The sequence below is a fragment of the Acinetobacter sp. YH12142 genome (assembly GCF_013418435.1).
Taxonomy (GTDB): Bacteria; Pseudomonadota; Gammaproteobacteria; order Pseudomonadales; family Moraxellaceae; genus Acinetobacter; species Acinetobacter amyesii.
This window is the reverse complement of record NZ_VPCB01000027.1, coordinates 1-23,328: the sequence shown is the minus strand read 5'-3', so window position 1 is coordinate 23,328 and position 23,328 is coordinate 1. Positions and strand designations below refer to the sequence as shown.

Here is a 23,328-nt window from a genome sequence, read left to right as displayed (position 1 = left end):
GGAATTGCCACAAGATACGATAAGCTAAAACGTAACTATCAAAGCGCTGTTGCTTTAGCTTGTATATTTATATGGTTGCCTCTTTAGCTCAATTTATCGGCTGTAAATGTCAACACACCCTAATTTACTATATTTACTAAAAGTTATATTGTTAATAATGAGAATCTTTATTGAATGAATAAGATTTTTATTTGTTATGTTTAAGTTTTGCTAAAAAAAATGGGCTATTGATGTAGTGCTGTTAAACGATCTCTATATGGTTGATGTTAAAGAGGCTGGACTAAGTTTTTTAAATACTTTTTAAATATTTGATACATGATGAACTTAGCTTATTTTAGTCCTGAAACATTTCTTTTGAGTAAAAAAAGACATACCGGAGTATGTCTTTTGGGGGAGATATTGCAGCTTAGAAGTCGTAACGTAGACCAAGAGAAAGTGCAGTTGCATTTTCATCACCGATACCTGAGATACCGTTACCGAAGCTACGACCTTCTTTCCAAGGATTGAGTTTAGAGTTTTTGTCGTTAAGCACAGTTGCTAAGTTGCCGTATACGCGTAATGTGCTATCCAACTTATGTTCTACACCCACACCGATCAAGCTTGCATTGGCATCATCAGCATCTACGTCACGGTAGAAGTATTCACCGCGTACTGAGGTTTTAGGCGTTACTTTATATTCGCCAGCTACACCGAAAACTTGCGCATCTGGGTTGGCTGTATCGTTGTCGTGTTTGGCAATTTGGTATAAGGCACCCAAGTTAAATTCTTCAGTTAATTTATATGCACCGGCAATACGGAATGCATCACGACTTGCACCACCAGCTGCGTTTGCTGCATTTTCATCATACTTTTCGTAAGCTGCTGCAAAATCAATTGGACCTTCTTTATAGGTTAGAGCAAGGTCATAGGCTTTGTTGTCATCTTTGCCTTCACCATCTGTTTCACGGTCAATTTGTGTACCTGAATGCATCGACATTGCAGCTAGTACATTGAAACCACCGCCAAATTTTGGCGATTTATATTCAATGGTGTTTTCATTACGTTCATCAAATTTTAAGTTGCCGACACGTGTTACGTTACGAACGTCACCAACCATGTCACCGAAGAAGTTCACAGGGCTACGTGCGACTTTAAATGGGCTGTCAAAACGACCTACACGTGCTTGACCATAAGTTGAACTTTTTAAACCCACGAATGTGTCACGTGTTGAAAAATCTACACCTTTACTGTCTTGGCTACCGCTTGCAAAGTTTACTTCTTGCTCAATTTGAGCGAATACGTTGAGGTCATCATTAATTTTTTGATCTACTTTGAAGCCTAAGCGTGAAGCGTTAGAAGAAAGACCAACTTCGTTGTAATCTTTACCATCATCTAGATAGTCAAGAGAGACATGTGCACGGCCATAAATTTTTACATCTGCAGCAGACGCCATCATTGGTGTAAGAATTGTTGCCCCGATTGCTAATGCACATAGAGTTTTTTTCATTTGAAGCTCCAGAAGACTTTTCCAGTCATATCAATATGTTTTATCAGTAGCTTGGCTAGAAGTAATTTCGCTATCTAATGGCGCTAAGTATTCATTACAAATAAGACAGTTCTATTAAGGAAATATTTCAAAACGGTGAAAGGTGATTTCTGGTTTAAATTGCTTTTATACTTATAAAAATGAATATTTATTAAATGCTTATGTTTATATTAAGGATTAAATTTTGCAGCTAAAAAGTACTTGTGACAATATTCGAGACATAAAAAATGGAGCCGAAGCTCCATTGATCATCACTTTAAACTCAATTGAACTTAAAGTGCTGCTTTGATTTTTTCGCCAATGGCTTTGATTTTTTCCATATCGCCCATTTGTGCGGCATGTTTACCTAATTCATGCACTGAAGTCGGAATTAGGTGGAAATGCACATGCGGAACAGTTTGACCCGCAGCAGCGCCAGACAACTGCATCAATACGATACCTTTCACGTCTAAGGCTTTTTCCATTGCTTTCGCAACTTTTTGAGCAACCTGAATGGTATAAGCAGCCGCTTCTGGATCTAAATCAAGCAGCGTAATAGCAGGGGTTTTAGGAATTACGAGCGTATGACCTTCGGCCTGTGGCATGACATCCATAAAAGCGAGTACTTGATCATCTTCATAGACTTTAAACGCAGGAAGTTCTCCACGTAAAATCCGAGCAAAAATATTTTGATCATCATAAGTCATTGCTAAATTCCTTGAGCGAATTGAATCGTAATTATTTACAGTTCAATTCTTTCTGACGATCTTTGATCGCGTCAAGTCGTTGTTGCTCTTTTTCTGAAAATTTAGGCTTAGTTGTGTAGCAATTGTCATTGCCAAACTTCGCTTTAGCGTCAGGATCTTTAAAGCAGAAACCTTTCGATGCATAAATCACGTCATGGTCATTTTTCAACTTTTGGCATTCTTGCTCAGATGCTAAAACAGCAGTAGAAGCCCCGATTAAAGTTACAGCACCTAGCAAAGTTGCGAGGGTAAATTTGTTCATGCGAGTTTCCTCTGTCATTTGTAACAATGTGTGTTATGACACTAGAGTACAATATGATGGTTATTTATCGTTATTCAATGGCGAGTTATTACTCAATTGTAATTTTACTCCATTTTTCATACATAATCATAGCGCTTGAAAAATCACTGTTTTCTTCAGCTTGATCGCTTGCTGCTTGGATTAAATTTTGCGTCAAAGAGAGCACAGGGGCTGAAAGTTTTGCTTGTCGTACCAGATCAACAGCAATTCCCGTATCTTTTGCAAGTAATGGAAGTGCAAAGGTTAATGGGAAGCTACGATTCAGTACGCGCTGCGGTAAAACAGTTTCAGTCACATTACTTTTACCGCTCGACGCATTAATACAATCGAGTGCTTCATGTAAGTCTACGCCATGCGCTTTTAAGGTGGTGAATCCTTCAGCAACTGCACAAAGATTTACAGCCATTAACATGTTGTTTACAGCTTTAACGGCAAAACCCGCACCCGGTTCACCCACATGTTTAATCAGTTTGCCAAATGTTTGGATCGCAGGTAATGCACGTTCAAAGGCTGCTGCGTCACCACCAATCATGACGGTTAATGTTCCCGTTTCAGCGCCAATGGTTTGTCCACTCACAGGGGCATCTAAGAATGCAATATTTTGCTGCTTTAAGGCAGCAGCGAGTTTTTTTGCAGATTCTGGTACACCGCTGGTACAGTCGACCCAAATCGAGCCTGATTTCAGCGTTACACTCGCAATTAAATTTTCAACATCTTGGCTGATGGGTAGGCAGGAAAAAATAATGTCCGCTTGTATTGCTTGCTCTAAAGCAACCGCTTGCGTACCAAATTCAGCAGCATGTTGTTCTGCCTTGGTAAAGTTTCGATTCCAGACATAAACCGTGTCGAACTTTTTTGGTAGGTGCGCTGCCATACGGTAACCCATTGCGCCCAATCCGATAAATGCAACTGACTGAATCATCTTTACCCTCTAAATTTTTATTTCAATAAACTGGATCTTTGTGTAAGCCACTGGGTCAAAGTTGGCCAAAATTGATTGGCACTTTTTTGACTCGACATCAGGCCGAGGTGACCACCGGGAATGAGAGTAAACGTGACATCTTGACTACTTGTCAATTCGCCTAAAGGACTTGCTGCATCGGCAGTAACAATTTGATCGGTAGAACCCGCGCCAATCAACAATGAACAGTGGATATTTTTTAATTGAATAACTTTATCTTTCAATTGAATAATGCCGTTTTTAAGCGGATTTTGTAGCCAAACATTGAACACCATGTCTTGGTTAATGCCACCCGGATAGTCAATCATGTGATTGAGAAAATCGCCCATGGTTGCATGTTCATACAGGTCATGCAGATTATCTAAGTTAGATAAAAATTGCTTTTGGCTTTTGAACCAACCCATTGGATCGACGATTTTAAATCCAATCGCATTAAGCACGCCCGGTGTATGGATAAAATGTTTAGGAATTTTCCCAGTGTAAACAGTATCTTGTAAATTCTTACTACGTGAAAGCAAGCGATTGGTTTTTTGAAATAACTTTCCGATACGACCTGAGGCATAGCTATCAATCGGTGCGCCCATCACCATGAGATTTTTAACATGTTCAGGTTGATGTAATGCGGTATACAGCGTGACAAAGACTCCAGCCATACTCCAACCATGTAGCGAGATGTATTGACTATCTGCATGCTCACAAATTTGATCAATACAATGTGGAATCACATCATCAATAAACGATAGAAAATTTAAGAAACGATCTTGATAGTTTAATTTTCCCCATTCCAGCAAATAGACATCAAAGCCACTGTGTTGAAAATGTTTCACCAATGAGCGATATGGATACAAATCATAAATCGCCATATTGATGGCCAGTGGAGCAACAAACACTAAGGGTTCTTTGTATTTACGATCAGGCGAAGCGTAATACCGAACTTTTGCATGTTTATATTCAGTAATTACTTCATAGGGTGTCGATTGAGAAAGGACCAACGATTTTGCATTAAACACACGTGTAGACAGGTGTTTAATTTTCTTTTGCTGCGCCAGAAATTTCTGTTTGAAAGGGTGCATAACTGTCAATTGCCTAAGTCCTTGTAGGATTGGTCGAAGTCTAATCGATAATTTCGTATTTTACCTTGACCTTAAATAGCTTAGACGCTCAAAATATTGGCAATTCTTCACAAAGGCAGTTCTTCGCGACTGAGTAATACAGATGAGCCAACAAGACGACATCGAATACCAATTAGAGACTTTAGCGATTCGTACAGGTCATACTCGTACTTTTGAGGGTGAACATAGTGAGCCAATTTTCCTGACTTCATCATTTGTTTGTGAAAGTGCAGCAGATGCCGCAGCAAAATTTTCAGGTCAAATTGAAGGCAATACCTATTCACGTTATACCAATCCAACTGTACAAGCTTTCGAAAAACGTTTAGCTGTCTTGGATGGCGCTGAAGCCGCTGTTGCGACAAGTTCAGGTATGGCGGGCGTACACGCGATCACTATGGCATATTTGAAAGCTGGCGATCATGTGGTGTGTTCACGTGCTGTCTTTGGTTCGATCATTTCTCTGTTTGAAAAATATGTCATCAAATTTGGCGTTGACGTTACTTTCGTTGATTTGGAAGATTTAGATGCTTGGAAACAAGCGATTCGTCCAACTACACGCCTATTGTTTATTGAAACACCGTCAAACCCATTAGCTCAAGTAGGTGATTTACAAGCCATTGCCGATATTGCACATGCACATGGGGCATTATTTGCAGTCGATAATACCTTCTGTACACCAGTGTTACAGCAACCGATTAAATTTGGTGCGGACCTTGTGATCTATTCATCAACAAAATATATTGATGGTCAAGGTCGTGCGCTCGGTGGTGCAGTTGTAGGTAGTGCAAAATTGATGGAAGAGATTACAGGTGTTATTCGTACACTGGGTAACTCGATGAGCCCATTCAATGCATGGATCTTCCTGAAAGGCCTAGAAACTTTAAGCTTACGTATGAAAGCCCACTGTGCCAGTGCTCAGACTTTAGCTGAATGGTTGGATGCGCACCCGAAAGTTGAAAAAGTGTACTATGCGGGACTTCCAAATCACGAAGGTCATGAGTTGGCGAAAAAGCAACAAAAAGGCTTTGGCGGAGTTGTATCGTTTGTTGCGAAAGGCGAACGTGAAGGCGCTTGGACAGTGATTGATAATACCAAGTTCCTTTCTATTACAAGTAATTTGGGTGATGTAAAATCAACAATTACTCATCCTGCAACGACTTCTCATGGCAGAATGTCAGCAGAAGCGAAAAAAGCAGCAGGGATTAGCGAAGGTTTAATTCGCGTATCTGTTGGTTTAGAAGATATTAATGATATTATTCGCGATCTTTCACGCGGTTTAGATCTTATCTAAAGTGAATTCATCAGTTTTGTTCGGAGATTTTTATGAACATTAATATGCTCATGCAGCAAGCTCAACGCATGCAAAAAGAAGTTGAGAGCAACATTAAAAAAGCCAAGGAAGAGCTTGCACAAGTTGAAGTTCACGCTGAAGCAGGTGGTGGTCTGGTTAAAGTTACTATGACTGCACGTCATGTAGTGAAACGTATCGAAATCAATCCTGAACTACTTCAAGATGATGCAGATATGATTGAAGACTTAATTGCAGCGGCAATGAATGATGCTTCACGTCAAGCTGAAGTGATTTCAGAAGAAAAACTGAAATCTGCAAACTCTGGTATGGGGCTTCCACCAGGTCTTTCAGGTTTATTCTAAGGAATACGTTGAATGTTTAGTGATCGTTTTGATCAACTTGTACAGGCATTGCGTATTTTGCCAAGCGTTGGGCCAAAGTCGGCTCAACGTATGGCACTGCATTTAATCATGAAAAATAGGGAAGGCGCTGTTGGTTTGGCACATGCATTGACTGAAGCAACCAACTATATTCATGAATGTTCCATTTGCCATTCATTGACTGAAGATGAAGTATGCAATATTTGCATCTCTTCAGAGCGTGATGATCAGCTGCTTTGCGTGGTTGAATCTCCAGCAGATGTCATGGCAATCGAGCAAAGTGGCAGTTTTAGAGGGAAATATCATGTATTGGGTGGACATTTGTCACCACTCGATGGTATTGGCCCCGACGAAATTGGTATTCCATATTTAATTCAACGACTAAGTGATGGTAAAGTGCAGGAAGTGATCTTGGCGACCAATGCAACGGTTGAAGGTCAAGCGACAGCACATTATTTGGTTGAAGCGACCAAGCATTTACCAATACAAATGACCCGTATTGCACAGGGTGTACCACAGGGTGGTGAGCTTGAATATGTGGATAGCCATACCTTAAGTCAGGCCGTGCATAACCGAATGCGAATGAAATAACTATAGAGCGAAACTCGTTTCGCTTTGTATAAAATTCACCTAATTATTTATACTTAATAACGATTAAAGTTTTTGTTTATAATGAATAAAAAAGCCAAATAAATGAAATAAGTCACTAAAATAACGTTTTTCCTTATAGATAAATAATATATATCAGTTAATATAAGCTCATAGAGCATCTAAAATTAGACTCAGCAACTTATGTATCAATTTATTCAAAATCAGCCAGATTTAAATTCCGTTTTAAATCTTATGGACCAAAGCTCGATTTACGGACTCGACACCGAGTTTATAAAAGTAGATACCCTGTGGCCCAAACTTGGACTTTTCCAAATTAATGTACAAAATCAAGTGTATTTACTTGATGGTACAACCCTCGATTTAAGCCAATTTTGGCAAAAATTATTTGTGGCCCAGCAAAACATTTTTCATGCTTGTAGTGAAGATATCGACCTGATTTATCACTATGCACAGCATAAGTCTTTAGAAAATGTCTTTGATACACAAGTTGGGATGTCATTTTTAGGGTATGGCTTACAAGTCAGCTATCAAAATGCCTTAAAAACCATGCTCGATGTCGATATTGATAAAGATCAGACCCGTTCAGATTGGTTGGCTCGCCCACTCAGTGCCGAGCAAATGAACTATGCAGCGAATGATGTACATTATTTAATGAATTTAAGCCAAACGATTCAAAATGAGTTGGCTGCGAAAAGTTTATTAAATTGTGTGCTTGAGGACTGCAAAAATTTAACATATGAAATCGGCACTGAAACGCCGATCCATTTGTTGTATCACGATGTTGGTAATTATCGACATTCACGTCGTCAGCTCATGCAAATTCAGCAATTGGCCGTTTGGCGTGAGCAAATGGTGAAAGCCTTAAATCAGCCACGTAGTTTTATTCTTAAAAACTCAACCATCATTGATATGGTGGAAAAAAATCCAAAAAATAATTTTCAATTGAGCGCGGTGAAAGACATTCGTCCGAACATAGTGCGTGAGCATGGTAAAATTATTTTAGATTTGTTGAAGTTTTTACCAGAACAAGCTGAATGGCCGCTGCGTATGGCACGTCCAATTCGTCATTCGTCTCAGGATATTGGTTCGCGCGTCGATACCGTTATTCAGCGTGCAGTACAAGAAACCTCTGTGCCTAAAGAAGTTTTAATGCGCAAAAAATGGTTAAATGCCTTGTATCAGCATGTGGTATTTCATAATGATGAACAGGATTTACCGAGCTATCTATTGGGCTGGCGCTATGATTTGCTGACGAAGCCTTTAATTGAAGTGCTGCATGCCGATGAAAGTTATCTTTCTGGTCAAATGAAAGTGTTGGAATAAGTTCTGATTGATTAAAGAACTATCACTTATACAAATTCACGACTGATGCGTTAATAAACACTAATGTATCAGTCTTTTTTTTGATGTATCCTTTGCCTTGCGTTTAATGAGTATTGATTCAATTATGTACTGTTCTATCTACAAATCGAGCAAAAAAGATGAAATGTATCTTTATATTGCTCGTCCTGAAGTTAATGAAAACGAAACTGAAGCGACAGATCCGCTTGCAGTAATGCCTGATGCTTTACGTACAGCATTTGGTCGTGCCACATTTGTCATGGATCTAGAACTTAGTGAATCACGCAAACTTGCACGTGTGAACGTATTGCATGTCATAGATTCAATTGAAACAAAAGGGTTCTTTATTCAAATGCCTCCAGAAGGTTTAATTGACCCAAATGCGGTTGAGCCAGAAGGCTTGCGCGGCGCTTAAGTTAATTCAGGAGTTGTGAAAATGAATGGTGTAGTATCGATATTGGACTCAATTCCTGAAAGCAGTATTGCAATTACGGTTTATCTAGGTGGGGCTGTAATTGCTTTGTTGTGTTGGTATGGGCTGATGAAGCGCTTACCCAAAACGATCGGTGCCATTGGTTGGCTTATCGTATTTGCTATTTTATTAACACCAACCGTTTCTGAAGGTTCAAATGCAGCAATCGCACCTGCGATTTTTGGTTTGATTTTTGGTGTATTAACAAAAGATCAGCCATTGGTTTGGTTGAATCTATCGCTGATTCTCTTTGTGGTGGGTATTGGTTTAGTCCTTGGATATTTTTGGACCAAATACAATGCAGCGAAACCACAGCACGTTGTAAACAAGAAAATTTCACCGCTTTAAATAAAAAAATAAGGTTATGTCATGTCTGTTGAAACTCAACAATTTACTGGTACAGATCAATATATTGCGACCGATAGCTTAAAACTTGCAGTAAAAGCTGCACGTTCATTGCAAAAGCCACTTTTGGTTAAAGGTGAGCCGGGGACAGGTAAAACACTTTTAGCCGAACAAGTGGCTGAAAGTTTAGGCCTTAAGCTCATTACTTGGCATATCAAATCGACGACCAAGGCTCAACAAGGTTTGTATGAGTACGACGCCGTATCTCGTCTGCGTGATAGTCAGTTGGGCGATGACCGTGTTTATGACATCAAAAACTATATTAAGCCAGGTAAACTTTGGGAAGCATTCACTAGTGAAGAACGTTGTGTACTTTTAATCGATGAAATTGATAAAGCAGATATCGAATTCCCTAATGATTTGCTACACGAACTCGATAAAATGTCATTCTTTGTGTACGAGACAGGTGAAGCGATTACGGCAACACAACGTCCAATCGTGATCATTACTTCAAATAATGAAAAAGAACTTCCAGATGCCTTTTTGCGTCGTTGTTTCTTCCATTATATTGAATTCCCGGACGAAGCAACTATGCGTGCAATCATCGATGTGCATTTTGAAAATATTTCAAATACCTTGGTTTCTGAAGCACTACAAATCTTCTTTAAATTACGTCAAGTTCCGGGTTTAAAGAAGCCGCCTTCAACTTCTGAGTTGATTGATTGGTTGAGTTTGCTGATGGCGGATGATATGCCAGAAGATATTTTACGCAACACAGATAAATCAAAATCAATTCCACCGCTTTATGGTGCTTTGATTAAGAATGAACAAGATGTGCAATTGCTTGAGCGTCTAGCATTTATGTCACGTCGTTAATTGATATCAATTCTATAAAAGATTTAAAAGCCGGTTATCCGGCTTTTATTTTGAGCATTAAAAAATATAAAGGTGAATTATGCAGACAAGCGCATACGTATCACGTGTACATTTAGCTGTACCTAGGAGGTTTAAGTCGGCAGCACTCTTGTTGGTTGCGAGTTTTTATTTTTCTAGTTTTAGCTATGCGATGGATGATGCTCAGTTTGAACAGCAGCATCAACAGTTACTTCAAGATGCGTATTGGGCGCAAGTTTCAGAACATCAACTTAAAGAAAAACTCATCGATCAATCGGATCATCCCGAAACTCACACAGCCATTCAACAAAAGACCTGTGCTGCAACTGTACTCGAGCTGAAATACTATGATTTTGTGATCTTGAACCTAAGCGATTTTAACCGCTATAGAAACCATCAAGGTTTTCATAAAATCGTATCTATTGAACAGTTGCAGCAAGATCGCCTCAATGTTCAGCACAAATATGAAACTCTTAAACAATCGCTTAACAATAGAAATGCGATTTGCGAATAAATCATGCTGTATGTGTTTCTTTGGGTAGTAGGGCAACGTATATGAACACGCAGTAAAAGCTTTTGGCTTTACTTGTAAGGATCAATTTTTCATAATGGTGGATGTAAAGGCAAGACTCAGTTGCAGATGAAATAACAAGATCACATGCATTCACACTGGATTTGACCTCCTGATATTTAATTTTTATTGGATTTTATTCGCCTATGTTTGTGCGATTGTTTTATACCCTTCGAAAATACGGTGTTCCTGTTTCAACTCGTGAATTGATTGACTTGAACCAAGCAGTGGCAGCAGGGCTAGTCTTTGCGGATCAGAATGAATTTTATCAGCTTGCAAAAACCGTCATGGTCAAAGATGAACGTTACTTTGATAAGTTTGACCGTGCAATGAAGGACTATTTTGACGGTATTGCCACCTTTGATTTAGACGAGCTATTAAATCAGGTGCATAAACTGCCAAAGGATTGGTTTGATCTAGAGCTCATCGAAAAACATCTAACACCAGAACAACGAGAAGAATTAAAAAAAGCTGGTTCATTAGAAGAACTGATGAAAATGCTCGAAGAGCGTTTGCGTGAGCAGCATAAAAAGCATCAGGGTGGTAATCGAATGATCGGTACGGGTGGTACTTCGCCATTTGGTGCCTATGGTGACCATCCTGAAGGTGTGCGTATCGGTGGGCCTGGTCGAAAACGATCTGCGGTGAAAGTGTGGGAACAACGACAATACCGAAACCTAGATGATGAGCAGATTCTCGGCAGTCGTCAGATGCAGATGGCATTGCGTCGTTTGCGTAAATTTGCCCGTCAAGGTGCAGCAGAAGAGCTGGATATCGACGGAACCATTCGTGAAACGGCCAAACAAGGTATTTTGGATGTGCAGTTGGTTCCTGAACGACGTAACCGCATTAAAGTATTGATGCTGTTTGATGTGGGTGGTTCGATGGATTCACATATTGCCCAATGTGAGAAGCTTTTTACCGCTGCAAAAACGGAATTTAAAACTTTAGAGTATTTCTATTTTCATAACTGTTTATATGACTATGTATGGAAAGACAATATTCGCCGTTCCAGCACGCGTATGAATACATGGGATCTATTCAACACCTATGGTCGAGATTACCGTGTCATCGTTGTCGGTGATGCAAGTATGGCGCCGTATGAGTTGAACTCGGCAGGTGGATCTGTGGAATATATGAATGATGAAGCGGGTCAGGTGTGGTTACAGCGCTTACGCAATCATTTTGATAAAACAGCATGGTTAAACCCAGAAGAAGAAAGTTATTGGCATTACACCCAAACCATTGCTGCGATTAAACAAATTTTTGAAGATCATATGTTCCCAATGACCCTAAAAGGTGTGGAAGATATGACGAAATATTTAGCGCGCTAAAGCGTTTAAAACGATACTTTTTTTTATCAATGATGTTTATATTACTTACTCCAATTTTGCATTGTTTCTTATTTTCAAAAATTGGATAGTATTTAAAAGTCTTTGTTTTGCATACAACATGAAGGAAATATGATGGATCATCAAATTAATGGTATCGCATTACCTAATGAAGAAGGTTTCTTCGGTGAATACGGTGGGCAGTTCATTCCACCAGATTTAAAACAGGCAATGGATGACATTAATGTTGCTTATGAGCAAATTCGTCATACAGAAGAATTTCAAAATGAATTGAAAGAGTTGTTTGCACACTATGTTGGACGTCCAAGCCCATTGTTTTATGCGAAACGCTTGTCTGACAAATTAGGTGGGGCACAAATCTACCTCAAGCGTGAAGACCTTAACCATACTGGCGCACATAAAATTAACCACTGCCTTGGCGAAGCTTTGTTAGCAAAATACATGGGTAAAACCAAAGTGATTGCAGAAACTGGTGCAGGTCAGCATGGTGTAGCTTTGGCAACGGCTTGTGCCTTGGTGGGTATTCCATGTGAAATTCACATGGGGCAAGTGGATATTGAGAAAGAACATCCAAACGTGGTGAAAATGAAGATTTTAGGTGCCAACCTGATCTCTGTTACACGTGGTACAGCTACGCTCAAAGATGCAGTCGATAGCGCTTTTGAAGAATATTTAAAAGATCCAACCAATTTTATTTATGCGATTGGTTCAGTGGTTGGCCCACATCCATTCCCGAAAATGGTCCGTGACTTCCAGTCAATTATTGGTGATGAAATTAAAGTTCAAGCCAATGATCGATTTGGTGCAAATCCTGACTATGTCGTTGCATGCGTGGGTGGTGGATCCAATGCTGTTGGTGCATTTACAGCATTTCTGAATGACTACGATGTCAAACTCGTAGGCGTTGAGCCTGCAGGCCATGGTTTAGATACCAATATGCATTCTGCGACGTTGACATTGGGTAAGCCAAGTCAAATTCATGGCATGGCATGTTATGTCCTTGAAGATGAACAGGGTGAGCCTTTGCCAGTGCATTCAATTGCATCAGGTCTGGACTATCCAGGAGTGGGGCCACAACATAGTTTGTTAAAAGACCTAGGCCGTGTTGAATATACAACAGCGACAGACCAAGAGTGTTTAGATGCATTCATGACGCTTTCACGTGTGGAAGGTATTGTTCCTGCACTAGAAAGTTCACATGCGGTTGCTTGGGCAATTCGTGAAGCGCCAAAACTTGCCAAAGATGTGAAGATTGTCGTTAACGTTTCAGGCCGTGGCGATAAAGACTCAGACTATGTGGCTGAAAAATTAGGTTTAAATTAATTACTGCCATTAAAAAAGACTAAGTTGCTCATCATCTGTTGATGACGCAAAAATCTTTTGCAGTTGTATAACCCGATCTATATTCGAAGTATCCCAGTTTTTAACTGGGATATTTTTTTTGACATAATTTTTATAAAAAGTGTGGTTAACGCTTGATGTAATTGGAATTAACTCAGGATGTAGCGCATAAATAATAGCTTTTGCATCTAAAATTTCAGCGATAGAAGTAGCAATCTCTAAATTGATCGTACATCGGTGGTATTGCAGCAGTTCATCGTCTTTCATCGATAACATTAAGCGTTCTAATTCTAAAATGATGGCATCTAGTTGGTCTAATTTATCTAAAGCGGGTTTAAGCATAAGAAGGAAATTGAGAAAAGTAATTAATTTGTAATGTGTATGTCATTACAAATTTTGAATTATATTAAATTATTGATTTTTAGAATTCCCCCCTTAAAGCTTGTTAAGGGGGGAATTATTGAGTTTATCCTGAAATATATTGTTGAAGTTGTTCGATCAGTTTGCGTTGATCATCCATTGCTGCTTTTACAAGGTCGCCGATGGAGATTAAGCCGGTTAATTTCTGTTCCTCAACGACAGGTAAATGACGTAAATGGCGATCTGTCATAAGTTCTAAACATTCTTCGACAGTCGCGGCACTTGTCACGGTGATGACACTACCCGTCATAATTTCGCTGACAGAGGTATCGAAAGAGGTTCTTTCCATGAGTGCGATTTTACGTGTGTAATCACGCTCAGACAAAATCCCAACAACTGTGCCTTCATGGGTCACAACGAGGGCACCAATGCCTTTTTGTGCCATCAGGGAAATGGCTTCGAGTACAGTCGCATCTGGGGTGATGGTGTAAATTTCTTGATAAGCTTTGTCTTTAAGTACTTGGGCAACTGTAGTCATATTTTCATTCCTTTATAGTAGTTTTTGTTTAATTTAAATTAGCGCGAAATTTGAAAAAAGCAAATACTTTTCAGTGCATGTAGAGGTCAAACATGCACTGAGGGTTTTATGCCATTTGAATCTTATCTTGGTTAAAAAAGAATAAACGCATTTGTGATGTTGTGAGCTTGAGACGAATGTGACTTGAGCTATGCAACGCAGGGATGACTTTAAGGCGTGTCAATGTTGGTAATAGCGATGCCTCAAAATCTTCTGGTGTAATGCGTCGTGGAGTGTAGTTGGGCCAATGCTTTTTGGCATATTTATGCGCTTGAATGCCATTTAGCCAAAACGGGAAGATAATATGATCTTGATCGCTGGTCATTGCCCAACCTTGTTGGTGGTAGAGACCCCAAAGGACTCCACAGTACATCATGGTTTTTAAAATACTAATTTTGAAAAATAAATCTTTTGGAATAGGTTTATATTGCTTTAATTTAGACATCATATGCAGCGTGTTGTTGATGTTGCTCCTATTGTAGGAAATTCTTATGAAAAAGCTGTGTAAGCTTTGAACTGGATTGTAAGAATTTATGTAGTCAAAAGTTGAAGGGTGTAAAAAAACGCCACCTTAGTGACGTTTTGTTATGCTTGCAAGGTGGCCATGTTCTGCCAATATTGCGCTTTGAGTGAGTCACGTTCTACGCGGAAGCCTTGATAATAAAGTTCAGCCAAAAATAACGCTGCTTTACCATGTCCAGCACGAGCTGCATCTTCCAATTCGTGAACTGCATCGCTGAAGTTCATTTGAGACTGAATTGTGTTCACCGCATTTGCGTATACATGTTCGAGTTCATGTTGAGAGAATTGTTGAATCATATTTAACTCCTTATTCTAATTATGATCATTAAGGGCCCATTCTTTAGCCCTATTAACTAATTTAACTAAGTATTATTAAACTAATATTACAATTATCTTGAATTGTCAACTATTCACGTAAATATTTCTAATTTGCTATGGTTTACATGATTAAACAATGGACAATTGTTTTCGTGAGTAAAATACTATCATAAGAAGTTGTAGATAATAAGGAGAAGTAAAATGACAAGAGTTTTAGACGGTTTAACTTTAGATTATCCTCCGACATTAGCGCAAATTGTGGAGTTGGCACATCTACATCGTCGCAATCTTGATGAAGCAATTTTTCATCAGGAGATTCATTTAGGGGATTTTGGTTTGGCACAGCGCAAACGTGTATATGATTTCACACGGGATTTAGATAAGGCACAGCGCTTAGAATTTTACAATGCATATAATGGAGAATTACTCAAAATCGCCGATGATGATGACTTACATCCTGCGCATGCAGAGGGTGGAATGAGTATTTTTGCAGTATTTATCGTTTTGGCGATTATTGCATTGATTCTTTATTTTGCGGTGATACGTACCATTATTCAGTAAATTGTTTAGCTAACTCACAGACTGAAACAGTGGACTGATGCAGTTTTAAGCGCTGTGACTTGAACTTCTTGAACGTCAGCCATACACTACTTTGAACCTGAGGTAGTGTATGACTATTGATTTAGAAAAAATTATTCAATTCAAATCTAAAATACAGCTAGAGCAAATTTATAATATCTTTGTTTCAGTCATGATCGTGGTGATTTTGGTATTGGCTGTGATTGCCTTATATCGTCCTATTTCTGTACAGCAATACCAAAACGTATCACGACTTGCGTTTCAGCAAAGTTATCCTGAAACTCAGGAAATGGCGATGTTGCTGAGACAGCAAGATCGCATCCGTGTGGGTGCTTATCTTAAATTGATGCATGCTTATCAGATGGAGTCTGTACGGGCACATCAACTTCCGGCTTTGGCAGAGGAACAGCTTTAGTTGCAGGGATTATCTTGGTTGGAGCTGCTTGTACATTCTCCTCCAATATCTGCTGTACTTCATTTTTATCTAAGGTTTTACTGACCACAATCACCGTCATATTTTCAGGGTGCATGTAGGTACGAACCGCATTTTGTACATCAGCTACAGTTATTTTTTCCAATAATTTAGGGTACTGGGTCAAATAATCTGGGTCTTGTTGATAAAAGCCCAATAGACCAAGCTGTGCATTGATTGTTGCATTACTGCTGTAATTATTCGGAAAAGCACGCAGCATACCGGCTTTGGTTTCTTCCATTTGTTTTTGATCAATAGGCATTTTGACAAAATCATTAAAGGCTTTATGCGCAACACGAATACTATCTATCAGCTGATCTTGACGTGTTCCATAGCTAAAACTAAAGATACCGGGTGCTTGGCTAAAGCTAAATGCACTATAGGCACCATAAGTATAGCCACGTTTAACACGAAGCTCTTGCATGAGGACCGAGTTAAAACCACCACCGCCAAACATTCGATTGGCTACTTCTAAGGCTAATCGATCTTTGTTATCACGGGTCGTCCCTAAATGTCCAAATATGACGTTGGCTTGGGTGGAATTGTAAGGAAGATGGATAATATCAAACCCTTGTTTTTCTTCTGGTTGTGCAAGCGCTTTGGCTTTTTCGCCTTGCTTTAAGTTTCCAGAAATACGTTCTGCTAGGTTTTGCGCTTCTTTTTTGCTGAGTTTACCTGTAATGGCAATATTTATGTTTTGAGCAACTAAAAATTGATCACGAAACTTTTTTAAAATGTCTGGTGTTATTTTTTTGATACTGCCATTGGTTCCCGTAATCGGTTCTGCATAAGGGTGTGTGCCGTATACAGCCCGATAGAATCGAATATTCATTAAGCGACTAGGGCTTTCTTGGAGTTGCTTCTGACCAGCTTGGTTATTACTGAGAGCTAAGTTTAGACTAGAGGTTTTAAAAGTCGCATTTTTAATCACGTCCATCATCATACTTAAAGCAGGTTCTAATTTTTTAGGGTCTGATAATACGCGTAACCGAACGACAAACATATCTCGATGTGCTTGTACGCTAAATTGAGCACCTGTTTGGTCAAAAACCGAGGCAATTTGCGTTGCATTGTATTTTTCTGTGCCTTCATCGATTAAACGTGTAGCCATGTTGGCAACACCATACAAGCCTTTTCCGACTTCTTCATCACGAGCAGAACCTGCATTAAAGGTCAGTTGAATATCCACCATGGGTAGATCTTGCGATTCAACAAACAGGCTATTCACACCATTTCGGTTTTTCAGCACTTGAACAAGTGGAGCACGGTAGTCTTTATCAATCTGTAAATTCTTTAAACTTTGCAGCATGAGGATAGATTGTAATTGGCTTGGATTATCGTTGAGGTCAGGAACATTTTCCGTATAAGTTTCTGCATGGAGGATTGAGCCAAACGCAGTGAGTACGCTTAGGGATAAAATTTTCGTAATAGTCATCACTAATCCTTACAAGACGCTTTCTGTGTTTTGGGTTGAGCTGGTCTGTTGCTCTGGAATAACAACTTCCGTTTGAGCTGGTTTTGTAGTTTGATCTGCTTTATTTGAGGTTGTTGGAACCTCCGTCTGTTCTGGAAGTAGATACATGGTGCTTAAATTTTCTCGGACAAAATACGCATTGGCGACACGTTGAATATCCTGTGCGCTGACGTTTTCATATAGTTTTGGTAATTCGTCCATTAGCCTGAAACTGAGCCCATTGACTTCTAAGTTACCGATCGTCTTGGCTTGGCTGCTGATGTCATCTTGGTTATAGACTAAATTGGAGACAAAACGTGTGGTGATACGTTCAACTTCAGGTGTTTTGACTAATTCTGTTTTTAAAGTGTCGATTTCATCTTGTATCGCTTTTTGCGCTTGTTCCATTTTGACGCCATCGGCAGGGAGTGCTGAAATGGTAAACAAACTGTCTCCACGATTGTATGGATCATAAGAAACACTTACAGCAGTAAGTAATTTTCTATCGCGTACCAGTTTGTCTTGTAGGCGCGATGAGATGCCGCTGTCTAAAATATTGCGAATAATATTGAGAGCATAAGCATCTTGTGGGTTTTTTGCGGTAGCCAGTGAGCGTACATTCCACGCCATATACAAATTGGGCACTTGTACGGGTAAATTTAGTTCCATATGACGATAGCCCACACGCTCGAATTCCCTCACATCGTTACGATCAGGTGTTTTACGTGATGGAATATCACCAAAGTATTTTTGAACTTGACGAATGGCTGCTTCGGCATCGACATCACCGACAATCACCAAAATGGCATTGTTCGGGGTATACCAATCTTTATACCATTGTTTTAAATCTGCTAATTTGATGTTTTGCAGATTTTTCATATGTCCAATGACGGGTTGACGATAGTGACTGGTTGGATAAGAAATCCATTTGAAACGTTCATAAGCCAAAGAACGAGGGTTGTCATCTGTGCGCTGTCGGCGTTCTTCCATAACCACTTTAATTTCAGGGTCGAAATCTTGTTGTTGCAATCGTAAATTACTCATACGATCCGCTTCGAGCTCCAGCGCCATAGGGAAGTAGGCTTTAGGATACAACTGATAATAATTGGTGTAATTGGTAAAGGTTGCAGCGTTGATGCTGCCGCCATAGATACGGCTGAGACGTGTAAATTCATCATTAGGAACTTTGGTGGTTCCTTTAAACATCATATGTTCGAGCGCGTGGGAGATCCCTAATAGATTGCCCGACTCATCACTACTACCCACACGGTACCAAATATGGGTCATTACCATCGGCGCACGGTGGTCTTCACGGATAATGACCTTTAAACCATTTTTAAGGGTGGTTTCAAAGGTGCTACGTGTTAATTGGGTACGTGTGTCTGCATGTAGATTGGGTGCAGACCAAAGGCAACTGCTGATGACACAGATAGGAAGCGCAGAGCGAAATAAAGTTTTAAAAAAATAAGGAGAAAATCTGTTTTTATGGGACACAAAGGAATCCATTAAAATGCATTTTATAGCTATCTAGTTTTCCTAAAGTTAATTTTGATTGCAAGTTCAACATGTTGTTTTTTAGTGTGCTTCGCTCTGACGGGCGTGTATCGACTCAATTTAAGATAACTTATGATAGAATCGGTTTTTTTAACGCAGTGCTTTTCAAGGATTCGGCATGCAACAGCAATCTCATGGGCAGAATAAATTTTTGATTGATGCTGATATCGGTGATGATGATGTCACGCTACCGAGTTTACCTGCGGTAAATGTGCCGATTATCGAGACACCGAAAGTACAGCAAGAAGTTGCTGCACCATTACAAGAAACAGAGTCAGAAACTGAAGACTCGAAGGCGAAAGGCGGCTTCTTTAGTCGTATGAAAGAAGGTCTAGCAAAGTCACGTAAGAACTTGGCAGACGGCATGGTGAATATCCTGATCGGTGGGAAGGAAATTGACGATGAACTTTTAGAGGAAGTTGAAGAGCAACTTTTGGTTGCTGACATTGGTGTCGATGCAACCAAAACGATTATTGCGAACTTAACTGAACGTACTGAACGTGGCGATTTAATTTACTCGCACTCTTTATATAAAGCGCTTCAAGAAGAACTGGTGGCATTACTTGCACCACGTGTTAAACCGCTACATATCGACAGCAATAAAAATCCGTATGTGATTTTGGTTGTTGGTGTGAATGGTGTGGGTAAAACCACCACGATTGGTAAATTAGCGAAACGCTTACAAGGTGAAGGTAAAAAAGTAATGTTGGCTGCTGGTGATACATTCCGTGCAGCAGCGACAGAACAATTACAAATTTGGGGTGAACGTAATAATATTGCCGTTGTGGCTCAAGGTCATGGTGCAGATTCTGCTTCAGTTATTTTTGATGCATTTGAAAGTGCTCGTGCAAAAGGCGTAGACGTGCTGATTGCAGACACCGCAGGTCGTTTACATAACAAAGGACACCTCATGCAAGAGTTGTCTAAAGTAAAACGTGTAATGCAAAAAATTGACGCTACAGCTCCACATGAAGTGATGTTAGTGGTAGATGCAGGCACAGGTCAAAATGCCATTAACCAAGTTGAAATGTTTGACGAGGCAGTAGGGCTTACAGGTCTAACTATTACTAAGCTTGATGGTACAGCCAAAGGTGGTGTGTTATTCAATATTGCAAGCCGTACCCATGTGCCAATTCGTTTTATTGGTGTAGGTGAGAAAATTGATGACTTGCGTCCATTCTCAGCAAAATCATTTGTCGCAGCATTATTTGAAACTGATAAATAAATTGCGTTAAATGTCACATAAACTCCGCAAAGTGCGGAGTTTTTTGTTTTAGAGTTTATTGATTGATTTAAAAAGCAACATGTGAATAAATCATAATCAAAATTCAGCCTAATAAACCCTTACAATAATTAATGAATTGTTGTTTATATATAAAAATTGCTTTGGGGTGTTTAGGGTGGCGTTACTCGATAAAATTGGTCATGTATTGACTGCGGATATCACTAAAGATTTTAAATTAAAAAAGAAAAATACTGACCAAGAAGTAGAAGCGTCATTTGTCGACCAACTAAAGAAACGTCGCAGTATTTACGAGCTTGGAAAGAAGGTACATTATAGTCAGGCTTATTTGGCTGAACTGATTCAAGAGTCTGTAAGAAGTTGTCCATCTGCATATAATTCGCAAAGTACACGTATTGTGGTTTTATTTGGTGAATCTCATCAAAAATTTTGGGACATAGTAAAAGACGTACAACGCAAGAATGTTGCGAGTTATATTTTTGAGGGCGTGGCGCTCAAAATAGATCAATGTGCAGCTGGCCTAGGAACTGTGCTTTTCTATGAAGATCAAGCCGTGATTCAACAATTACAAAAGAAAGTGCCATTAAGTGCAGAAGATTTTCCAGTGTGGTCGGAGCAAACGTCTGGCATGGCCCAATTCGCAGTATGGACTTCGATCGCAGATGCAGGTCTAGGCGCATGTTTACAGCACTATAATCCACACATTGATTATGCTGTTGCCGAACACTTTGATATTTCAAAACAATGGCTGCTACGTGCGCAGTTGGTCTTTGGTTCAATTGAAGGCCAAGCGCCTGAACGTTTAGAACCAGAAGATCAAGATCAGTTTAGAATTTATGAGTAATTTTTATGTGCTGTAAGTTGCTTTGATCTCTGCTTTTAGAGCAGTAAACTAAAATCTGTATGTAAATGAGTTGTGGGTATTTAGATGCTTACAACTGATTGTTCTGGAAATAAGACACAATGTTGTAAATATAGTCATGCAACGGTTAAAAACTTCACCTATTATAAATCTCAACTTAGTCAGCTAATTGAAAATAAAAAGAGGTCTTGTAATGTCATTCTTGAATCAAATCGAACAACGGCGCACAATCTATTCTATTGGTAATAACGTTACTTTATCGCAAGATGAAATTGAGCAAACTATTAAAGATGCTGTACGTTTAAGTCCATCATCATTTAACTCTCAAACGTCTCGTGTTGTTATTCTGTTTGGTGATGCACATCAAAAATTCTGGAATATCGTACGTGAAACTTTACGTAAAATTGTACCTGCAGATGCATTTGAAGGAACTAATGGCAAGATTAATAGTTTTGCAGCAGGTTTTGGTACAGCATTATTTTATGAAGATCAGGCTGTAGTAAAAGCTCTCCAAGAACAATTTGCACTTTATGCAGATAATTTCCCAGTATGGTCTGAACACTCAACGGCGATTGCTCAATTTGCTACTTGGACTGCTTTGGCTGAAAAAAATATTGGTGCGTCATTACAACATTACAATCCAATTGTTGATGCTGAAACAGCTGCGGCATTTGATGTGCCAGATCAATGGAAACTACGTGCACAACTTGTTTTCGGTTCGATTGAAGCGCCTGCAGGTGAAAAAACCTTTATTGCAGATGAAGAACGATTCAAAACATTTAAGTAATGATGGTGTGATGAATTAAAAAGGATGCATTAAGCATCCTTTTTTTATATGCAAAATTCTTGAATGAATATCAAAATAATGTCTTGAAACAAAATATACAGTGATTGTTAGATGTCATAAGATTGTCATATATGCATTGCATAGTGCATTCCAAACTAAATAATTGATAAAGAGTGATAATGATGACTTTAAGATTAACTGTTGCTGCTGCAGCGCTGATGTTAAGTAGTGCCGGATTTGCAGCTGTAACTTTGACTGTTCCGGAAGAAATTAAAATAGTTGCAGTTAATGATCAAGAAGTTACTGGTGGTTTATTTCGATCTACGGAGAAGTATAAGCTAGATGCAGGTGAAAACCTATTAACGGTACGTTATAGCGAATTTTTTCAACATGCTGATAATTCTCATGATATTTTAAAGTCAGGTGTGGCCGCTATTCGTACTCCAGCACTGATTGATGGTCAAGAGTATCGTTTGGGTCTAGTCAATGCACCAAAAGATTTTGATGCTGCGCAAAAATATAAAGACCAACCGATATTTGGTTTGTATGACAAATCTAATCAATTACTTGTGCAGCAAGCTGGGGCGAAGAAAGAACAAAAATCGATTTTCTCCAATGGTGTTTTAGGTAATGCTGTAGATTTTACGAAGAAAGAAGCTGTACCAGAAAATCAACCGGCACCTGTTTATGCACAATCCTTAAATGTAAAACCAACAAATGTGGCAGCTCCTGTGGTCGCTCCAAAAAATATAGCTGTTCATCAAAATGGGGCAGATCAACAATTAATTCAGCTTTGGCAGAAGGCTAGTAAAGCTGAACGACAAAAATTCATGAGTTGGTTGGCTGAGCAAGCAAACTAAAGCCACTTTCATAACTTCATTGGTTTTCTTAAAATTCGTATTATTCGAAAAGTCCGTTGAAATACGGGCTTTTTAGATTGAAGAATATAAAAATCACCAAGAATTATAAAATTCGTCTTTCATAAGGCAAAATATGTGGATATATTGATCTTTAAATAAGCAATAAATTGCATTTAGTTTAAAAAATATACACTCAAGCACAATATCATAGAAATTTCTATGATAGGGGCTTGTGTTTGTTTTGAAACTCTATAGAATACGCTGCATACCAACGCAGACAGTGATAAACGTAAGGTTTTGAGTTGTTTGATGTTGTTTTCTTATTTGCTGACGAAGCATTAAGAAGATCATTAAGAGATTATGAAGAACAACTTGTGTGGATTTTTACTGGTTGATCGATCGAAATTATTTTCATTGATTGATGGTAGAAATTACTCGAAGTTTATTTGAGCAAATTTTTGTCAGTAATTGATGAGCCAAGATTGGTACACTATATGTACTATTGATTTTAAACTGAA

General features: G+C 39.1%; 26 protein-coding genes and 2 pseudogenes. 17 read left to right on the top strand and 11 right to left on the bottom strand.

What is annotated here, in order from left to right; all coding sequences use genetic code 11:
• Positions 1-87: pseudogene (locus FTU77_RS15070) on the top strand (IS5/IS1182 family transposase); the annotation flags it as partial.
• A 319-nt stretch (positions 88-406) separates the two neighbouring features.
• Here the strand turns inward: FTU77_RS15070 and FTU77_RS15065 are convergent.
• The 5 genes from FTU77_RS15065 to FTU77_RS15045 form a co-directional block, all read right to left on the bottom strand.
• A complete protein-coding gene (locus tag FTU77_RS15065; RefSeq protein ID WP_180056138.1) occupies positions 407-1,486 on the bottom strand; it encodes a porin in 1,080 nt (359 codons plus the stop codon).
• 311 nt (positions 1,487-1,797) lie between these two features.
• Positions 1,798-2,211, bottom strand: a complete 414-nt coding sequence (locus FTU77_RS15060) for an HIT family protein (RefSeq protein ID WP_078188511.1) — start codon at positions 2,209-2,211, stop codon at positions 1,798-1,800.
• Positions 2,212-2,242: 31 nt separating this feature from the next.
• On the bottom strand, positions 2,243-2,512 hold the full coding sequence (locus FTU77_RS15055; protein ID WP_078188510.1) for a YARHG domain-containing protein: 270 nt from the start codon (positions 2,510-2,512) through the stop codon (positions 2,243-2,245).
• An 88-nt stretch (positions 2,513-2,600) separates the two neighbouring features.
• A complete protein-coding gene (locus tag FTU77_RS15050) occupies positions 2,601-3,473 on the bottom strand; it encodes an NAD(P)-dependent oxidoreductase (protein WP_180056137.1) in 873 nt (290 codons plus the stop codon).
• A gap of 17 nt (positions 3,474-3,490) precedes the next feature.
• Entirely contained in the window at positions 3,491-4,585 is a 1,095-nt protein-coding gene (locus FTU77_RS15045) for an alpha/beta fold hydrolase (protein ID WP_180056136.1), read from the bottom strand.
• Between the two features lie 142 nt (positions 4,586-4,727).
• Here FTU77_RS15045 and FTU77_RS15040 point away from each other — a divergent pair, with 142 nt between their 5' ends.
• From FTU77_RS15040 to trpB, 10 genes are all read left to right on the top strand, one after another.
• On the top strand, positions 4,728-5,915 hold the full coding sequence (locus FTU77_RS15040) for an O-succinylhomoserine sulfhydrylase (protein ID WP_180056135.1): 1,188 nt from the start codon (positions 4,728-4,730) through the stop codon (positions 5,913-5,915).
• A gap of 32 nt (positions 5,916-5,947) precedes the next feature.
• Positions 5,948-6,277, top strand: a complete 330-nt coding sequence (locus tag FTU77_RS15035) for a YbaB/EbfC family nucleoid-associated protein (protein WP_078188506.1) — start codon at positions 5,948-5,950, stop codon at positions 6,275-6,277.
• A gap of 12 nt (positions 6,278-6,289) precedes the next feature.
• Positions 6,290-6,886 (top strand): recombination mediator RecR, encoded by a 597-nt coding sequence (gene recR / locus FTU77_RS15030; protein WP_180056134.1) that lies wholly within the window; start codon positions 6,290-6,292, stop codon positions 6,884-6,886.
• 201 nt (positions 6,887-7,087) lie between these two features.
• On the top strand, positions 7,088-8,230 hold the full coding sequence (locus tag FTU77_RS15025; protein WP_180056133.1) for an HRDC domain-containing protein: 1,143 nt from the start codon (positions 7,088-7,090) through the stop codon (positions 8,228-8,230).
• Between the two features lie 124 nt (positions 8,231-8,354).
• Positions 8,355-8,663, top strand: coding sequence for a YcgL domain-containing protein (locus FTU77_RS15020; RefSeq protein WP_180011296.1), 309 nt, complete (start codon positions 8,355-8,357; stop codon positions 8,661-8,663).
• Positions 8,664-8,684: 21 nt separating this feature from the next.
• Positions 8,685-9,068 carry a hypothetical protein gene (locus FTU77_RS15015; protein ID WP_180056132.1) on the top strand — a complete coding sequence of 128 codons (384 nt, stop codon included), beginning with the start codon at positions 8,685-8,687 and terminating at the stop codon, positions 9,066-9,068.
• A 21-nt stretch (positions 9,069-9,089) separates the two neighbouring features.
• Positions 9,090-9,941, top strand: coding sequence for a MoxR family ATPase (locus FTU77_RS15010; RefSeq protein ID WP_180056131.1), 852 nt, complete (start codon positions 9,090-9,092; stop codon positions 9,939-9,941).
• Positions 9,942-10,020: 79 nt separating this feature from the next.
• Entirely contained in the window at positions 10,021-10,473 is a 453-nt protein-coding gene (locus FTU77_RS15005) for a hypothetical protein (protein WP_180056130.1), read from the top strand.
• Between the two features lie 203 nt (positions 10,474-10,676).
• Complete coding sequence (locus tag FTU77_RS15000; RefSeq protein ID WP_078188499.1) at positions 10,677-11,864, top strand: VWA domain-containing protein; 1,188 nt, start codon at positions 10,677-10,679, stop codon at positions 11,862-11,864.
• Positions 11,865-11,996: 132 nt separating this feature from the next.
• On the top strand, positions 11,997-13,205 hold the full coding sequence (gene trpB / locus FTU77_RS14995) for a tryptophan synthase subunit beta (RefSeq protein WP_180056140.1): 1,209 nt from the start codon (positions 11,997-11,999) through the stop codon (positions 13,203-13,205).
• A gap of 9 nt (positions 13,206-13,214) precedes the next feature.
• Here the strand turns inward: trpB and FTU77_RS14990 are convergent, their stop codons facing one another.
• The 4 genes from FTU77_RS14990 to FTU77_RS14975 all read right to left on the bottom strand — a co-directional run bounded on the left by FTU77_RS14990 (position 13,215) and on the right by FTU77_RS14975 (position 14,979).
• Positions 13,215-13,565: a hypothetical protein gene (locus tag FTU77_RS14990; RefSeq protein WP_180056129.1), complete on the bottom strand. Its 351-nt coding sequence runs from the start codon at positions 13,563-13,565 to the stop codon at positions 13,215-13,217.
• A gap of 124 nt (positions 13,566-13,689) precedes the next feature.
• On the bottom strand, positions 13,690-14,121 hold the full coding sequence (locus FTU77_RS14985) for a CBS domain-containing protein (protein WP_078193901.1): 432 nt from the start codon (positions 14,119-14,121) through the stop codon (positions 13,690-13,692).
• Positions 14,122-14,227: 106 nt separating this feature from the next.
• Positions 14,228-14,605 (bottom strand): DUF2750 domain-containing protein, encoded by a 378-nt coding sequence (locus FTU77_RS14980; RefSeq protein WP_078188495.1) that lies wholly within the window; start codon positions 14,603-14,605, stop codon positions 14,228-14,230.
• Between the two features lie 140 nt (positions 14,606-14,745).
• Complete coding sequence (locus FTU77_RS14975) at positions 14,746-14,979, bottom strand: hypothetical protein (protein WP_078188494.1); 234 nt, start codon at positions 14,977-14,979, stop codon at positions 14,746-14,748.
• Between the two features lie 222 nt (positions 14,980-15,201).
• On the opposite strand from FTU77_RS14975, the gene FTU77_RS14970 reads away from it, so the two are divergent.
• Both FTU77_RS14970 and FTU77_RS14965 read left to right on the top strand, forming a co-directional pair.
• Positions 15,202-15,561: a hypothetical protein gene (locus tag FTU77_RS14970; RefSeq protein WP_180056128.1), complete on the top strand. Its 360-nt coding sequence runs from the start codon at positions 15,202-15,204 to the stop codon at positions 15,559-15,561.
• Between the two features lie 109 nt (positions 15,562-15,670).
• Positions 15,671-15,994 (top strand): hypothetical protein, encoded by a 324-nt coding sequence (locus FTU77_RS14965; protein WP_180056127.1) that lies wholly within the window; start codon positions 15,671-15,673, stop codon positions 15,992-15,994.
• Here the strand turns inward: FTU77_RS14965 and FTU77_RS14960 are convergent.
• Both FTU77_RS14960 and FTU77_RS14955 read right to left on the bottom strand, forming a co-directional pair.
• Positions 15,918-17,486 carry a pitrilysin family protein gene (locus FTU77_RS14960; protein ID WP_180056126.1) on the bottom strand — a complete coding sequence of 523 codons (1,569 nt, stop codon included), beginning with the start codon at positions 17,484-17,486 and terminating at the stop codon, positions 15,918-15,920. The genes FTU77_RS14965 and FTU77_RS14960 overlap by 77 nt on opposite strands.
• Positions 17,487-17,612: 126 nt before the next feature.
• A pseudogene (locus FTU77_RS14955) lies at positions 17,613-18,926 on the bottom strand (M16 family metallopeptidase); the annotation flags it as partial.
• A gap of 250 nt (positions 18,927-19,176) precedes the next feature.
• Between FTU77_RS14955 and ftsY the strand changes: the two are divergent.
• From ftsY to FTU77_RS14935, 4 genes are all read left to right on the top strand, one after another.
• On the top strand, positions 19,177-20,283 hold the full coding sequence (ftsY, locus tag FTU77_RS14950; RefSeq protein WP_078188489.1) for a signal recognition particle-docking protein FtsY: 1,107 nt from the start codon (positions 19,177-19,179) through the stop codon (positions 20,281-20,283).
• A gap of 175 nt (positions 20,284-20,458) precedes the next feature.
• Positions 20,459-21,145, top strand: coding sequence for a nitroreductase family protein (locus tag FTU77_RS14945; RefSeq protein WP_180056124.1), 687 nt, complete (start codon positions 20,459-20,461; stop codon positions 21,143-21,145).
• A 211-nt stretch (positions 21,146-21,356) separates the two neighbouring features.
• A complete protein-coding gene (locus FTU77_RS14940; protein WP_180035761.1) occupies positions 21,357-21,950 on the top strand; it encodes a nitroreductase family protein in 594 nt (197 codons plus the stop codon).
• A gap of 182 nt (positions 21,951-22,132) precedes the next feature.
• Positions 22,133-22,810: a DUF2057 domain-containing protein gene (locus FTU77_RS14935; protein WP_180056139.1), complete on the top strand. Its 678-nt coding sequence runs from the start codon at positions 22,133-22,135 to the stop codon at positions 22,808-22,810.
• Positions 22,811-23,328: the final 518 nt, after the last annotated feature.

What these genes read in the sequence shown, in the direction of transcription:
- FTU77_RS15065 (WP_180056138.1), bottom strand. Translation starts at nt 1,486, where the DNA reads ATGAAAAAAACTCTATGTGCATTAGCAATCGGGGCAACAATTCTTACA.
- FTU77_RS15060 (WP_078188511.1), bottom strand. Translation starts at nt 2,211, where the DNA reads ATGACTTATGATGATCAAAATATTTTTGCTCGGATTTTACGTGGAGAA.
- FTU77_RS15055 (WP_078188510.1), bottom strand. Translation starts at nt 2,512, where the DNA reads ATGAACAAATTTACCCTCGCAACTTTGCTAGGTGCTGTAACTTTAATC.
- FTU77_RS15050 (WP_180056137.1), bottom strand. Translation starts at nt 3,473, where the DNA reads ATGATTCAGTCAGTTGCATTTATCGGATTGGGCGCAATGGGTTACCGT.
- FTU77_RS15045 (WP_180056136.1), bottom strand. Translation starts at nt 4,585, where the DNA reads ATGCACCCTTTCAAACAGAAATTTCTGGCGCAGCAAAAGAAAATTAAA.
- FTU77_RS15040 (WP_180056135.1), top strand. Translation starts at nt 4,728, where the DNA reads ATGAGCCAACAAGACGACATCGAATACCAATTAGAGACTTTAGCGATT.
- FTU77_RS15035 (WP_078188506.1), top strand. Translation starts at nt 5,948, where the DNA reads ATGAACATTAATATGCTCATGCAGCAAGCTCAACGCATGCAAAAAGAA.
- recR (WP_180056134.1), top strand. Translation starts at nt 6,290, where the DNA reads ATGTTTAGTGATCGTTTTGATCAACTTGTACAGGCATTGCGTATTTTG.
- FTU77_RS15025 (WP_180056133.1), top strand. Translation starts at nt 7,088, where the DNA reads ATGTATCAATTTATTCAAAATCAGCCAGATTTAAATTCCGTTTTAAAT.
- FTU77_RS15020 (WP_180011296.1), top strand. Translation starts at nt 8,355, where the DNA reads ATGTACTGTTCTATCTACAAATCGAGCAAAAAAGATGAAATGTATCTT.
- FTU77_RS15015 (WP_180056132.1), top strand. Translation starts at nt 8,685, where the DNA reads ATGAATGGTGTAGTATCGATATTGGACTCAATTCCTGAAAGCAGTATT.
- FTU77_RS15010 (WP_180056131.1), top strand. Translation starts at nt 9,090, where the DNA reads ATGTCTGTTGAAACTCAACAATTTACTGGTACAGATCAATATATTGCG.
- FTU77_RS15005 (WP_180056130.1), top strand. Translation starts at nt 10,021, where the DNA reads ATGCAGACAAGCGCATACGTATCACGTGTACATTTAGCTGTACCTAGG.
- FTU77_RS15000 (WP_078188499.1), top strand. Translation starts at nt 10,677, where the DNA reads ATGTTTGTGCGATTGTTTTATACCCTTCGAAAATACGGTGTTCCTGTT.
- trpB (WP_180056140.1), top strand. Translation starts at nt 11,997, where the DNA reads ATGGATCATCAAATTAATGGTATCGCATTACCTAATGAAGAAGGTTTC.
- FTU77_RS14990 (WP_180056129.1), bottom strand. Translation starts at nt 13,565, where the DNA reads ATGCTTAAACCCGCTTTAGATAAATTAGACCAACTAGATGCCATCATT.
- FTU77_RS14985 (WP_078193901.1), bottom strand. Translation starts at nt 14,121, where the DNA reads ATGACTACAGTTGCCCAAGTACTTAAAGACAAAGCTTATCAAGAAATT.
- FTU77_RS14980 (WP_078188495.1), bottom strand. Translation starts at nt 14,605, where the DNA reads ATGTCTAAATTAAAGCAATATAAACCTATTCCAAAAGATTTATTTTTC.
- FTU77_RS14975 (WP_078188494.1), bottom strand. Translation starts at nt 14,979, where the DNA reads ATGATTCAACAATTCTCTCAACATGAACTCGAACATGTATACGCAAAT.
- FTU77_RS14970 (WP_180056128.1), top strand. Translation starts at nt 15,202, where the DNA reads ATGACAAGAGTTTTAGACGGTTTAACTTTAGATTATCCTCCGACATTA.
- FTU77_RS14965 (WP_180056127.1), top strand. Translation starts at nt 15,671, where the DNA reads ATGACTATTGATTTAGAAAAAATTATTCAATTCAAATCTAAAATACAG.
- FTU77_RS14960 (WP_180056126.1), bottom strand. Translation starts at nt 17,486, where the DNA reads ATGACTATTACGAAAATTTTATCCCTAAGCGTACTCACTGCGTTTGGC.
- ftsY (WP_078188489.1), top strand. Translation starts at nt 19,177, where the DNA reads ATGCAACAGCAATCTCATGGGCAGAATAAATTTTTGATTGATGCTGAT.
- FTU77_RS14940 (WP_180035761.1), top strand. Translation starts at nt 21,357, where the DNA reads ATGTCATTCTTGAATCAAATCGAACAACGGCGCACAATCTATTCTATT.
- FTU77_RS14935 (WP_180056139.1), top strand. Translation starts at nt 22,133, where the DNA reads ATGACTTTAAGATTAACTGTTGCTGCTGCAGCGCTGATGTTAAGTAGT.